We start from the raw sequence: 14,058 nt of genomic DNA, 5'->3' as shown, positions 1-14,058 counted from the left end.
TTTTTGTCAAAATTTGAATTTTGATTCCTTCAGTATCACGACTTACGCACAAGGGGTTAAAAAACCCGGTTTCTCATTGAGGCTCAGAGCGACAAGCTTGATTTTGGGTTCAGAAACCGGGTTTTTGCGTAAATCCTGAGTATATCAACGTCAGCAAGAATTGTTAAAAGATTTACCTACAATGTCTGGGGGTAAAATTGCTTGGATCATTGAAACTTATCCTTATGATTCTGATGCTGAGTTGTGACAACAATTAAGTCATTTACATCATTTGAATCCTGATATTGTAGGGGAAGCCGTTTATCGCAAGAATGGAGAATTAATCGGTCAATTTGGTGAACTCCCTCTTCTAACATTTGCAGAAGCGGTACAAGGTAAAAAATTATATTTGCGTCAAAAGACTGGCGATCGCTATGATGTCGCTATTAATACAGAGCCAGTGGTTGCAGGTGTGATCGGATTAAAAAAGTTCAGCTATGATTTATGGGGAGATGCGGTTAATATTGCTTCTCGCATGAAATCTCAAGGTTTATCAGGACAAATTCAAGTTAGCCAAACCACCTACGAAAAACTTAAAAATTATTATTTATTTGAACAACGAGGTATGATTTTAGTTAAAGGCAAAGGAGAAATGCAAACCTATTGGTTAACCGGAAAAAAAATAGGGAAGCACTCCTGAGTACGGAAAACCAGGGAAGGGAAACCTTAATTCCTGAGCTTCCTTAACTCGCAACCGTCAACCGTAACCGTCAACTATTTATGACCTTTATTTCAGTTATTTACGCCCTATTTTTATTAATTTTATTAGGATTATATTGGCTTATTCCTTGGAGACCTTGGCGACTGTTTATTGTATTAATGGCGAGTTTAATTTTTTATTGTACCTTACAAATTCAATATATTCCTTTACTCTTACTTTGGACAATTTTTAACTTTGGTTTAGCCTTAACTCTTGTAGAACCGCAAGAATGGGAAATCCCGAATATTTCTTGGAATGAACGCAGAGCTTTTTTATTAACACTAGGAATCGTCCTCAATATTTTAATATTAGTTGGGTTTAAATATTTACCTTTTATTTTTAAAATACTAGGAACAGCTTGGAATATTCCTGTAATAATTAGTACAGGAGACTGGATTGATCAATATGTCATTGCTCCTTTAGGATTAAGTTTTTTCTGTTTTGAATTAATTGCTTATTTAGTCGATGTTTATCGAGGTGCACCTGCGGCGACTTCTTTACTGGAATTTAGTGCTTATAAATTATTTTTTGCTAAATTAATTTCAGGGCCAATTACTCGTTATCATCATTTGAATACTCAGTTTAAAACCCTCAAATTCCCGGTTCCTGAACAAATTGCCGATGGATTATGGTTATTAGCGAGAGGAGCAATTAAAAAAGGGCTTTTAGCCGATAATATTGGAATTTTAGTTGATCTTAGTTTCAGTAATTTACAACGAGCCGGAAGCGGAGATTTATGGTTAGCCACTTTTGCTTATGGATTACAATTATACCTAGATTTTAGCGGTTATGTTGATTTAGCCAGAGGCACAGCATTACTATTAGGATTAAGTTTACCCATTAACTTTGATGCGCCCTATTTTACCACCAGTATTGCTGATTTTTGGCGACGTTGGCATATAACATTAGGGGATTGGTTGCGGAATTATTTATATTTTCCATTAGGGGGTTCTAGGGTAGGATTATTCCGCACTTGTTTGAATTTAATGATTGTGATGTTAATCGCTGGAATTTGGCATGGTGCGGCTTGGGGGTTTGTAGTTTGGGGAGGATTACATGGGTTAGCATTAGTGATTCATCGCCTCACAGATGCCTTATTTACGCAATTATCAATAACGTGGATTTGGAAAAGTTTACCTGGTGTTTTAATCGCTTGGTTAATCACTCAATTGATGGTTTTTACGGCTTGGATTTTCTTTAGACTTCCTAATTTACAAGATTCTTGGTGGGTGATGAATCATTTATGGGGTCATCCGTCTGATGTTCAATTTGCTCATAAAGTTTATGTAGAAGCTTTAGGTTTAGAACGACACAACCTTGTTATTTTATTAGCTGCTGTTTTTGGATTAATGACGTTAACAACCTTCCTTAACCGAGGGTTAAAATTAGAGTTAAATTGGACAGTTAAACTCGTCTTAGTTCCGATCAGTTTTTTCACCGTTTGGTTATTAGCACCTGAAGGAAGTTTACCTTATATTTATTTTGATTTTTAACTGATTTCCATTTTATGATTCCCAGTCAATCGCAGTGCCTTTGTCAACTCGGTAATTTATATCCTACTGTAACCATTAAAAACGAGATCAAACCTAACAAAACAAAGTGCTTTGCTTTTATAAATTTGGTCATTATCCGCAATATTCCTTTAGGAAATCTATAGCACTACGCATGACGGTTAGGACATTTTTAAACTCTAAAACCTTTTCAATTCTTACTGTTCCCAGTTAAGCTGTTCCCTTGCGCGTAGCACTATAGTTTTCATGGTTTGATCAGTTGTAGGAGATGGGTTTTCCCGCCCATATCAGCTATGAACGATCAATTCTTCACTGATTTTTGATGACTGGTTACTGATGGCTGACTTTGAGGCCAAGGAATCTGATTGATTTCAACTAATCTTTCAGAAACAGCAACAGCACCATATTGATTTAAGTGGCTCGGATCAGAAAAATAATGATAACTTTGTAACCATTCTCTGGATAAATCAATAAAAATCAGTCCTGTTTCTTGACTAATTGATTGCATCAAATCTTGGAATTTTTCTTCATAAGCTGTACGAATTAGATCAAGATAATCTTGTGTCAGTGGCATATTAACAAACACAATATCAACTTTTTTCGATTGCAGATATTCAATCAGATTTTTTAAGGCAGTGGTTTGTTTTCCCTCTAAGTCAAACCCTTGATAATCTCCATCATAATAACCGGAAACTTGAGAATGAGTTTGATAATAAATTTCAGGAGTAAATTGGATGGATAAAGGTAAAAATCCATTGCTCTGAAACTTTGAGGTTTCTATCTCTTGAGGATTTGAAGGTTCCGCTTCATCAACCGGAGATTTAACGGGTGGCTGAAACACTTGACCCTTAGAAATCGACTGTAACAAAAATTTCAAGCGATCGCGTTGTTCATAAGCTTTTGAACCTGCGACAATCTGTTGATTTAAACGGTTTTGAAACGGCTCAAAACTTAACTCTCTTTGACGCAATTTTTCAACGAAATCTTCTAAACTATTAAATTGCCAATTACCATTAAACTGTGTTTCCTCCTCAACTTTAGACTGAATCTGAAAGGTTCCTTGAGCAATTTTTTCAAAGCCTTCTGAGGTTGAAATCGTTTCATAGGTGCGATCGACTCGACCACTATTGAGAGCACGAACCCCATCGGCGATAATAACCAACCTGGGCAATTGTTCAGGAGGTAAAATTTGACGAATAATCAAATCAACCACTTGTAAGGTTGCCCCATTCACCCCAAAATTATAAACTTTTAACTCGCCATAACCCCGTGATTTTAATTCTTGTTCTAGGACTCCGGGGTCAATTCCTCGTAAAGCTCTGGAACTTCCTATCACTAGAATATCAGGCGGTTGTTTTTCCGTCAAAATATAATGTTGATATCGCGCTAACTGCTCATCTAATTGGGGGCTTTTAAAGGTTGGATAGAGAAATTCAGCTAACTGACAAGCTTCTCGCCCTAATTTTTGATTCGATAAATTGCAAGCTTTTGTTTTGGCTGGGGAAGAAATAAAATCACTGGCATTAAATATGCCATTTCCTTTGGAATTCGTTTGATTTTCAGCGAGATCGGAAGCAACAACAACTTCAGAAGTTTTTTCCTCTAAATGACTAGAATTAGAAGGCGTTATTTCCGTTTCACTGACAGTATGAATAGGAATTTGAGCTAACCCTTCTCCTAATCGTTGATCGAGTTGTAGAACTAGCCATCCTCCCAAGGTTCCCCAAATCAACGCTAAGGCAATTTTTTGATAACGACGAGTGCGGAGATCTTGCAAAGAAACCATCATTGCTTCCCGTAGCACAAATAAACGAGTCGCCACTAACCCTTGAGCCATGATCTCAATACTACGGTTTAAAATTTCTCGCCAATTGGGATCAATCAGGTTCCAGTGTTTCGGAACATCACTCTCAAGACGATCCAAACTTAAATCAGGGCGAAGAACCAAACCTGCGGGGATCGCAGTATCGGGAGTTGTCTGAGCAAGGGTTTCAACGTCCTCCGACGGGGTAACAAAATCCGGTACAACCGAGGGCGTTGTCTGGGGTTGACGGGTTTTCAAATAAACACCGTAGCGCCATAACGGAAGTTTCTGTCCTGAACGACGGCCATAAATGCGGACGCCACTAATACCGTTGAGACGATGGCTGCGTAAAAATTGAGCAATAACCGGAGCCACCTGAGATTGAGATGGACAAGTAGCGGCTTCCGTCATCACGTGCAGTAATTCTCCTTTTTGGAGTAACAGGACACGAATGCCTCCGGTTGCCAGTTTTAACTCTAAATCCGGGTTAACTAAACGAGTCAAAATAAAGCGTAACGCCCCCATATTGCCTTGTTCAGCCAAGGTTAAGGTTGTGGGTTGTAACTCAGAATGGTTAGCCGCAGGTAAGTTTAACCAATCAATCCAAATCGGAGTACCCGGTTTCGTGTGGGTTGCAGGGGTTTCCAAACCGTATACCGTTGCCGCACAAATCCCTTGAGGAGCCAGGAAATCCAGTAGAGGGGTGACGATCTCCATAACCGTTTGTTTATGAGGTGTAGGACGTTTGCGACCTTTCAAGGTGCTATGACAAAATAAATGCAGCGTCGATTCTTTTAAAGTGGTTCGGACTTCGATTTCAACAGAACTTAATTTGTGATTGAGCAACCGTGCGATGGCGGGTTCATCTCCCCAACGAGCCCAGTCTTTAAGAATGGTATCCGGTGGGGTTAAATCAATCCGTAACATCCAGTCAGGGGTTGATTCTCCCTGAACTTGTAACAAAATACAAGCATCTCGAAACCCTTCAAGGTGTAACTGTCGTAACCGTTGAGCAATAGGTTGAGCCAATAACGACGGATCAGGACTATAAGCAGATTCACACAAAACCCAGAGACGCTTTCCCGAAGGTTGCGTTTCCTCTTCCGGTTGTTTCTCGATTTTTTTGCCTTGAACCGATTTTTCCCGAATGGTGACTTTGACCCCAACCCCTAAGCCGCCTAAAATTTCGCTGAGATAACTGGCGATCGCATGGGGATAACCTTGTCGAGCTAAACTTTCCGTTGAAACTTCAATTGCTGAGGGTTGAAGGCTGACTTCCTCGGGGGTTAAAGGCTGGGGGGTTGAAGATGGCTGTTGTATTCCTTCCCCAGAAGATGGTGTTCTGCGGGTGTCAGTGGTGATCGGCGAGAGCTCAACTGGCATAGAACTGAAAGCCAAACCATCATCGGCGAGGAGGGAAAAGGGTTGAGTTTCGGGTTCGGGCAGAGGTTGAGAAGGTAAGTTAGATTCGGGTTCGGGTTCGGGTTCTGATGGAGGGAGTTGTTCAACCGTTGAGGGTGTAGGTTCCTCTAGTTTCGGACATCTGAACAGGTTTGTAATTTTTTCTAACGGATGATGTCTACGCTCAGAAGACGGTAGTGGCGGGGAAACCCCGTCCATCGGAAGTTCTTCAACAACGGAAGGGTTGGATAAACCAGCCGATGGCTGAAATTGTAATGCTGTATATTCCAGTTTAACTGTCCAATCGGGCCGTTTGGCTCCAATACTTCGACCCGATAAAAAGATTTTATAGATCGGTTGATCCGGTGGCAGAAAAGCCGTTAAGTTCGTTTGGGTTAACGCTTGTGAAACGTGAGAGGTTGCAATTTTTTCATCAGGACTGACGAGGGATTCACAAAGAATGTGTAAATGATTCCCGCGCAAACGAATTTGAACCTGCACATCGGTCAGTCCAATCGCCTGTTCTGCCCATTGGTTTAAGGCTAAACCCTCTTTGGTTGAAACGATTTTATTGCCCTTTAACACGACTTCCTGCCTGTACCAAACGACCTGCCGATCGACTATAATTGTGGCATGATTCGCCCTTAAGTGTGGATCAATTCCCGTTAGTGAAAACCCATCCACCTGAAATCTCTACATTTTTACGCTTGAGACTATCAACTATGGCTTCTCTTCAAACTGATCCTGATCGTTCCTCCAAGGATTCCGGTGTTAGATTTCCTCAAGACTGGTTAGTCAGTTTAGCCACAACACCCGTGTTAATGACTTTCGTAGGGACAAAGGCCCTTTATGAGATGCTGCTGAATTTCAGTAGCAGTAGTGAAGAAATTTTCCGAGGTGATCGCCTTCCAGTGCTGCATTTTCCGCAAGCCGATGAATCGAGTGTTGTTAAGGAATCCTGAAATTTATCTTAAAGGGTACTTGATTTGACTGCAAGGTTCCGTGTTTTGGGAGAAATTAAGCCATACAATAAATTGGATATTCTTGCCACACAAGGATGTGACCATCATGAGTTCACTGCTCCAATCCTCCGAACAGGTTCCAAACACGGTCGTTTCATCAAACCCACCTAGTACCACATCGGATTTGTTTTTACGGAATCGTCTGAAAATTATCGAGGACGTTTGGGAGTCCGTCCTCCGCCAAGAATGCGGTCAACAGCTTGTAGACTTGCTTCATCAGTTAGCTTCCATGACTTCACCCGAAGGACAAGCCGCTGAATTCCAAGGATCAGATGCGCTGAAGTTAATTGAACAGTTGGATATTAACCAAGCCATTCGGGCAGCGCGGGGGTTTGCGTTATATTTCCAACTGATCAATATTGTGGAACAACATTATGAACAACGGGAGCAACAGTTGGCTTATTCCCACGCTAAAGGGAAAGGGAAGTTATCAGTTTCTCCGATTAAATCAATGTCCACCTTTGAATCTCGAAATCAACGGTTTTCCGATGATGAAGAAAGTCCAATTCCTTCAGCCCAGGTCACGAATTACACCGAACAAGATCGGGAATTAGCCACCTTCCATTCTCTGTTTCCAATGCTGCGACAGTTGAATGTTCCCGCCCAAAAGATTCAACGGTTATTAAATCAGCTTGATGTTCGGATGGTGTTTACGGCGCACCCGACGGAAATTGTTCGTCATACGATTCGTACCAAACAGCGCCGCATTGCCACGATTTTAGAACAACTGGATCAAGTTGATGAAAGTTATGGTGGCTTAAGAACTGAAGAGTTAGGAGAATCCTCCATTTTTTCAGAATGGACAGAAGAACTCCATGAAAAATTAACCGAAGAAATTCGTCTTTGGTGGCGGACGGATGAACTGCATCAATTTAAACCAACGGTTTTGGATGAAGTAGACTATTCCTTGCACTATTTTCAGGAAGTTATATTTGATATCATTCCTCAACTTTATAAGCGTTTAAAACACGCTCTGCATGTTTCTTTCCCTTATCTGAAATTACCTAAATATGATTTCTGTAAATTTGGATCATGGGTGGGTGCAGACCGAGATGGAAACCCATCGGTGACACCGGATGTCACCTGGAAAACTGCTTGTTATCAACGTCATGTTGTCTTAGAAAAATATATTGAAGCAGTTAAACGTCTCAGTCGGTTACTGAGTTTATCATTGCATTGGAGTGATGTTCTTCCTGAATTATTGGAATCGTTAGATCGAGATCAAGGACAATTACCAGAAATCTATGATCAAACGGCTATTCGCTATCGTCAAGAACCTTATCGTTTAAAGCTTTCCTATGTACAAAAACGATTAGAAAATACTCGTGATCGCAATTGGCAAATGTACAATAATGCCGAACTGCCGCGCATTCGAGAGCGTTTAATTCCTGACCATGAAGCCAGTAAATTATACCGTTGCGATGAAGATTTCTTAGGGGAATTAAAACTGATTCAACGGAACTTAGAAGAAACTGGGATGACCTGTCAGGAATTGGAAGATCTGATCTGTCAGGTGGAGGTGTTTGGATTCAGTTTAGCTCGCTTGGATATGCGTCAGGAGTCTTCTGTTCATTCCAACGCCATCAACGAAATTATCGATTATTTGCAACTGTTACCCAAATCTTACAATGAGCTTTCAGAAGCCGAGCGATGTCATTGGTTAGCTTCCGAACTTCAAACTCGACGGCCTTTAATTCCGGCGGAATTACCATTTTCAGAAAAAACCTGCGAAACCATTAATACCTTTAGGGTGATGCGGGAATTACAGCAAGAGTTTGGAGTTTCCATTTGCCAAACCTATATTATTAGCATGAGCAATGAAGCGAGTGATTTACTCGAAGTTTTGCTATTGGCAAAAGAAGCCGGACTGTATGACCCGGCGACGGGGGTCGGAAACGTGATGGTGGTTCCTTTGTTTGAAACGGTCGAAGACCTCAAACGCGCGCCCCGTGTAATGACAACGTTATTTGAGTTACCGTTATATCGGGCGATGTTAGCGGGGGGATATGAACAATATCAACTCGTTGGTGGTGATCCTGACCAATCTCTGCAAGAGATTATGTTAGGGTACTCCGATAGTAATAAAGATTCAGGTTTCTTAAGTAGTAACTGGGAAATTCACAAAGCCCAAAAAGCGTTACAAAAAGTGGCTGAATCCTATAAAGTCGGTCTGCGGATTTTTCATGGACGTGGGGGGTCTGTGGGTCGAGGGGGTGGGCCGGCTTACAAAGCGGTTTTAGCTCAACCGGGTAAGAGTATTAACGGACGGATTAAAATTACCGAACAGGGGGAAGTTCTGGCATCTAAATATTCTTTACCGCAGTTGGCGTTGTTTAATTTAGAAAGTGTGACCACTGCGGCGATTCAAGCCAGTCTGCTCCATAACGGTTTTGATGAGATTGATCCTTGGAATCAAATTATGGAAGAGTTGGCAACCCGCTCTCGGAGCCACTATCGGGCATTAATTTATGAACAACCCGATTTAGTAGAATTCTTCCATCAAGTCACTCCGATTCAAGAAATTAGTCAACTGCAAATTAGTTCTCGTCCAGCCCGTCGCAGTGGGGATAAGAAAAAGGATATTTCCGGTTTACGGGCGATTCCTTGGGTGTTTAGTTGGACACAAAGCCGATTTTTATTACCGTCTTGGTATGGGGTCGGAACGGCGTTACAGGAATTTATTGATGAGGAACCTCAAGAACATCTGAAACTGTTGCGGTATTTCTATTTGAAATGGCCCTTCTTTAAAGTGGTGATTTCTAAAGTGGAAATGACCTTAGCCAAGGTGGACATCGAAATTGCGCATCACTATGTTCGTGAGTTAAGCCAAGCTGAAGATAAAGAACGGTTTGAGGTTTTATTCCAGCAAATTGCGAAGGAATATTATCTGACGATGCAGTTAATTCAACAAATTACAGGACATCAACGATTGTTGGATGATGATCTGGTTTTACAACGTTCGGTTCAGTTACGCAATGCCACGATTATTCCGTTGGGTTTATTGCAAGTGGCGTTGTTAAAACGGTTACGTCAACATGGAAAATCCGTTACTTCTGGTGTGATTCATTCTCGTTATAGCAAAGGAGAACTCCTGCGAGGGGCGCTATTAACCATTAACGGGATTGCCGCTGGAATGCGAAATACAGGTTGATATCAGTTATCAGTTATCAGTAAAGGGTTGACACTCCCACCCCTACGCTACGCGCTTAGGGTGGGATTCTCCTGTCTAGCCCCGATTGCTTGGTATTCATGGAGTTGCCCCCTACTGTTTCCAGAACGGCTTCACAGCAATATTAGAGGAGAGTGCAAGACTCTGAGGAGTGCCAAACACCTCGTCCCAATTGACGGCTACGACCATTACAGTCTTTGGGTCTGCCAAGATTTTTCGGAGCTTTCTGTAGTCAACAGGGATAATCACAGTGGTTGCCTTTTTCTCGCCATTGGCAACTTGTTTTTTAAGGAGGTCGGAACATCCGACCTAATCAGCGAGGAACATCCTTGCTCTACTATTAGAGTAGAGTCTTCACTCTTGGTATGTCAAGGGAAAAGAAAATTCAGTTTAACGTCAATGAGAAAGAATATGAACGTCTCAAAAGCTATGCTGAATCAGAAGGATGATCAATAACTGAAGTTCTTAGGGATTACATTAAAACCCTCACACCCCCTAAAGGGGGTCGCACTACATCCCACGACTGAAGTACGTGGGCTTTGTGCGAGGTCTTTGTAAATTTTGATGAACTCCCAATCCTGCAAATCTCAGCAATTGTAAAAAGAAGTAACAAACAGATCGGCAAAGGGTCTCTCTCCAGGTTATGATCACTGAAAAGGACTGTATCAGGATATACCCTGTTCTTTCCACCAAAAAGGAGTAGATCAACTCATGGCCGTTGAACCAGTCAACTCATCCTCCAGTCTAGCGGAAGTCATTGATCGGATTTTAGATAAAGGAATTGTGATTGACGCTTGGGTGCGTGTTTCCCTCGTAGGGATCGAACTTCTGGCTGTGGAAGCGAGAATTGTTATCGCTTCGGTCGAAACCTATCTCAAATATTCAGAAGCCGTTGGTTTAACCGCACAGGCGGCTGTTCCTTCGGTCTAAAATTTACCAAACTGGCAACGGGTATGGAGCCATCAAAACCACAATCATCTGTTAAAGTAATATAAGTTACAATAGCGGTTTAGGGTTGGCAAGAATGACGTTTGATCCGATTGATAGCATCAAGGTGCAAGTTCCATCAACGCAATGACTTGTCCCATACCCAATACGCAGCACTCCACTACCCACCGACACGAGGGTTTCGGAATTATGGCTTTAAAAGACAACTGGCAACAAGCTCGCATCCATCGCCAACAAGCGGTTCAAGACCGTCAAGAACAAGTTCAAACGACCTTGACTTTGTGGCAACTGGAGCGTCAGAATCAAGCTTTAGATGCTCAAGTCACTCGACAAGCGTTTGTCACAGATTTGCAACAGCAAATTCAAGATTTATTAAGCGATCATCGAGAAGAACGTTGGTTCAACGCTCAAGAACTGCAACAGCAACTGGATGACTTCGTGCAGCAGTTATCCCAAGAAGTTAGGGCATTTCTGCAACAAACTTCTCAAGAACAATCTGAAATCGCCAGTGACCTGCATCAACGGTTATCTCAATTTCGGGAAGACCTGGGAAATACGGTGACAGACCTGTTAACCGATTATCAACAACAGCGACTCGAGGCACGGGAACCTTTGCTCAAGGACTTAGCGTTGTTTCGCCAAACTTTATCTGAACAGGTGCAACAGTATTTGCAGGAGTTAGACGGTCTACACCAGCAAATGGCGCAACGGTTACAGGAGCAACTCCACCAGAGTCGAGTGAAAACACAAGAAAGTGTTCAAGCTTTATTTGTGGATCTGGGACAATTTCGCTCCGAACTGCACAACTATCACCAAAAACTGCAACAGAGTGTTTGGGGAACTTCCCGTCAGGAATCTCGGAAAGCCGTTACCCCCCAACGATCTCTTCCCCCGAAACAGACAATTCCTAATCGCCCACCGACTCTGACCTCCAAACCGAGTTTAACACCTCAACCCATTTCTAAACCTCCATCAAAGCCACCTTTGGCTAAACCCCAACCTTCTACTACCTCATGTCAGGTTGAACCCCTTACCTTAGATCAACGAGTTGATCAGTATATCCAAAGTCATCCAAACGGAGCCAGGTTAGGGGAAATTGAGCAAGCGCTGGGAATTCATCGGGTGCAGACCGTCGATGCGATTCGGATCTTATTACAACAAGGACGTATTTCTCAACGTGATCGGGTTTATATTCCCTCTAAAAAATAGGCTGTTCCTTGTTCCCGCTTCCCTGCGATAAGATTTAATCATCCTGCCGATAACTTCTGAACTCGGCAGTATTTTAGTTGTTAATGGTATTAAAAATATGACGACTGTCCTTAAAGCTAGTCCTAAAGGCTTTATTAATACTCCGGCCATTCAACAACTGACCCTTCGGGCGTTGAGGTATCTTGACAGTGGGTTTTCTCTACACTTACGGGGGCCAGCCGGAACCGGGAAAACCACCCTCGCGATGCACTTAGCGGATTTATTAAACCGTCCCATTGTTTTAATTTTTGGGGATGATGAACTTAAGTCTTCTGATTTAATTGGGAACCAACTCGGCTATACTCGAAAAAAAGTTGTGGATAATTTTATTCATAGTGTGGTTAAACTTGAAGATGAATTACAACAAAATTGGATTGATTCTCGTCTGACCTTAGCTTGTAAAGAAGGGTTTACCCTGATTTATGATGAGTTTAACCGTTCTCGACCCGAAGTCAATAATGTTTTACTCTCCGCTTTAGAAGAAAAGTTATTAGTCTTACCTCCTAATAATAATCGTTCAGAATATATCCGGGTTAATCCTCATTTTAGAGCAATTTTTACCTCTAACCCAGAGGAGTATTGTGGGGTTTATGGAACTCAAGATGCTTTATTAGATCGGTTAATTACCATTGATATGCCAGAACCCGATGAGGAAACACAGCAGGAAATTTTAATTCAAAAAATTGGGATTTCTCCAGAAGTGGCGAAAAGCATTGTTAAAATCGTTAAAATTTATTTGGAAATCACCACACAGAAAAAAGACCAAGAAATTCAACCTCCTAACAATGGTAAATCACCCCGTCCTCCCCTTGAACAATCATCGGGTTTAAGACCGGGATTAATTATTTCTAAAATCTGCCATGAACATCAAATTAAAATTGATGCCGAGAGTCAAGATTTTATTCAAGTTTGTGCAGATGTCTTATTATCTCGCACGGCTTTATCCCGCAAGGAAGCTTACACAAAATTAGAAAAAGTGATCAACACTATATTAACCAATGGGGATACTTCAGATGGGGCTGCTTTACTTTCCTCAGAATCGTTATTAACTGAAAATAACAACCCAGGAATAGAAGAGAAAGTTTATCAATATTTGCAGCAATCTACAGGTGCGAGGGTTTCGGAAATTGAAGTGGCGTTAGGCTTAAATCGAGTTCAAACGACTAATGTATTACGCACGCTCTTAAGACAAGGTTATCTCAAACAGCAGGATAATCGTTTTTTTGTTGTCAACAAGGAGAATTAATTTAATGATGAACTCACAGCAACATCCTTCCAGTTTGCAACGGGGTCTTCCCACATCAACCCAAGGATCGAGTTTAGCCGATATTTTAGAACGGGTATTAGATAAAGGCATTGTCATTGCTGGAGATATTTCCGTTTCTGTTGGTTCAACGGAACTCCTTAGTATTAGAATTCGCTTGTTAATTGCTTCGGTGGATAAAGCCAAAGAAATTGGGATTAATTGGTGGGAAAGTGATCCCTATTTAAGCAGTCAGGCGAAAGTTTTAGCCGAAAGTAATCAACAATTACTAGAACGGGTGAAGTTATTACAGGAGGAAGTGAAAGCGTTAACAGCGTTAACCGCACAAAAACAACCCGAAGAAACGCAATAAATGCTCTAATTGGGATAAATTATGTCTCACCGTCATTAATTTTAATGGCTAAACCCACCGTAATTCCACCAAAACTTTTTCTTCCAGAGCCTAACTTTCTGACTCGTAACTTTTTCAAATCATACTTTGTTCTAAGCTGATCTTCCATTTCTGACTTATCTTTCTTCATCAGCTTTTTGCTGGGTTCGGTTTTGGTCGTTTTCTATTCCTCAATAACCTATACCAACATTATTTCTGATCTCATCGCTGAATATTTGTTTAGTTTTTCTAATCTCTTTCTCAAGATTGTTTTGTTTTTCAAAAGATTGTCAGGAAATGATGATATTTTATTGAGAATTTCTATCAAAGGGTTGACGAGATGATGGGGGTTCTGGTAGACTATAAAAAACAGCACCCAAGGGATAGGTCTGTCTACAGGCAAAAATCAATGCTAGAACCCTGATTCTGTGGCTAAATTTGTGGATGTCCTGACCAAATTGCGATTGTGCGATGCACGAGTTTTTGAAAGAGAAGGCATAGACCCAAACGAGTATCTTGACAAAATGAACAATTTATGTATTTGGGGAAAATAGCGATCGCCTTAGCGTCCCGTTGTGAATT

At 41.4% G+C, this 14,058-nt stretch carries 9 protein-coding genes and 1 pseudogene; 8 read left to right on the top strand and 2 right to left on the bottom strand.

All coding sequences use genetic code 11. The annotated features are described in order from the left end of the window. Positions 1–418 precede the first annotated feature (418 nt). Together ACKPEB_RS02060 and ACKPEB_RS02055 are read left to right on the top strand one after the other, a co-directional pair. A pseudogene (locus ACKPEB_RS02060) lies at positions 419–679 on the top strand (adenylate/guanylate cyclase domain-containing protein); the annotation flags it as partial. 80 nt (positions 680–759) lie between these two features. Then, the gene (locus tag ACKPEB_RS02055) at positions 760–2,232 is read left to right on the top strand and encodes an MBOAT family O-acyltransferase (protein WP_408963114.1); all 1,473 of its coding nucleotides are present in this window, start codon (positions 760–762) and stop codon (positions 2,230–2,232) included. A gap of 319 nt (positions 2,233–2,551) precedes the next feature. On the opposite strand, the gene ACKPEB_RS02050 is transcribed toward ACKPEB_RS02055, so the two are convergent. Next, on the bottom strand, positions 2,552–6,139 hold the full coding sequence (locus tag ACKPEB_RS02050) for a D-alanyl-lipoteichoic acid biosynthesis protein DltD (protein ID WP_408963113.1): 3,588 nt from the start codon (positions 6,137–6,139) through the stop codon (positions 2,552–2,554). A gap of 38 nt (positions 6,140–6,177) precedes the next feature. Between ACKPEB_RS02050 and ACKPEB_RS02045 the strand changes: the two genes are divergently transcribed. From ACKPEB_RS02045 to ACKPEB_RS02020, 6 genes are all read left to right on the top strand, one after another. After that, a complete protein-coding gene (locus ACKPEB_RS02045) occupies positions 6,178–6,417 on the top strand; it encodes a hypothetical protein (protein ID WP_408963112.1) in 240 nt (79 codons plus the stop codon). Positions 6,418–6,523: 106 nt separating this feature from the next. Next, complete coding sequence (gene ppc / locus ACKPEB_RS02040) at positions 6,524–9,628, top strand: phosphoenolpyruvate carboxylase (protein ID WP_408963111.1); 3,105 nt, start codon at positions 6,524–6,526, stop codon at positions 9,626–9,628. Between the two features lie 729 nt (positions 9,629–10,357). After that, a complete protein-coding gene (gene gvpA / locus ACKPEB_RS02035) occupies positions 10,358–10,576 on the top strand; it encodes a gas vesicle structural protein GvpA (RefSeq protein ID WP_408963110.1) in 219 nt (72 codons plus the stop codon). A gap of 207 nt (positions 10,577–10,783) precedes the next feature. Beyond that, positions 10,784–11,803 carry a hypothetical protein gene (locus ACKPEB_RS02030; RefSeq protein WP_408963109.1) on the top strand — a complete coding sequence of 340 codons (1,020 nt, stop codon included), beginning with the start codon at positions 10,784–10,786 and terminating at the stop codon, positions 11,801–11,803. A gap of 97 nt (positions 11,804–11,900) precedes the next feature. Further along, a complete protein-coding gene (gene gvpN / locus ACKPEB_RS02025; protein WP_408963108.1) occupies positions 11,901–13,088 on the top strand; it encodes a gas vesicle protein GvpN in 1,188 nt (395 codons plus the stop codon). Positions 13,089–13,095: 7 nt separating this feature from the next. Beyond that, positions 13,096–13,458, top strand: a complete 363-nt coding sequence (locus ACKPEB_RS02020) for a gas vesicle protein (protein WP_408963126.1) — start codon at positions 13,096–13,098, stop codon at positions 13,456–13,458. A gap of 19 nt (positions 13,459–13,477) precedes the next feature. On the opposite strand, the gene ACKPEB_RS02015 is transcribed toward ACKPEB_RS02020, so the two are convergent. Further along, the gene (locus ACKPEB_RS02015) at positions 13,478–13,627 is read right to left on the bottom strand and encodes a hypothetical protein (RefSeq protein ID WP_408963107.1); all 150 of its coding nucleotides are present in this window, start codon (positions 13,625–13,627) and stop codon (positions 13,478–13,480) included. Positions 13,628–14,058: the final 431 nt, after the last annotated feature.

Origin of the sequence: Planktothrix sp., from assembly GCF_046067725.1 — a bacterium.
Taxonomy (GTDB): Bacteria; Cyanobacteriota; Cyanobacteriia; order Cyanobacteriales; family Microcoleaceae; genus Planktothrix.
The sequence above is the reverse complement of the archived record's forward strand: the minus strand, read 5'-3'. Positions and strand labels throughout refer to the sequence as shown.

Bases quoted from the DNA above. Each gene is read 5' to 3' on its own strand.
- ACKPEB_RS02045 (WP_408963112.1), top strand. From the start codon at position 6,178: ATGGCTTCTCTTCAAACTGATCCTGATCGTTCCTCCAAGGATTCCGGT.
- ACKPEB_RS02030 (WP_408963109.1), top strand. From the start codon at position 10,784: ATGGCTTTAAAAGACAACTGGCAACAAGCTCGCATCCATCGCCAACAA.
- gvpN (WP_408963108.1), top strand. From the start codon at position 11,901: ATGACGACTGTCCTTAAAGCTAGTCCTAAAGGCTTTATTAATACTCCG.
- ppc (WP_408963111.1), top strand. From the start codon at position 6,524: ATGAGTTCACTGCTCCAATCCTCCGAACAGGTTCCAAACACGGTCGTT.
- gvpA (WP_408963110.1), top strand. From the start codon at position 10,358: ATGGCCGTTGAACCAGTCAACTCATCCTCCAGTCTAGCGGAAGTCATT.
- ACKPEB_RS02020 (WP_408963126.1), top strand. From the start codon at position 13,096: ATGAACTCACAGCAACATCCTTCCAGTTTGCAACGGGGTCTTCCCACA.
- ACKPEB_RS02015 (WP_408963107.1), bottom strand. From the start codon at position 13,627: ATGAAGAAAGATAAGTCAGAAATGGAAGATCAGCTTAGAACAAAGTAT.
- ACKPEB_RS02055 (WP_408963114.1), top strand. From the start codon at position 760: ATGACCTTTATTTCAGTTATTTACGCCCTATTTTTATTAATTTTATTA.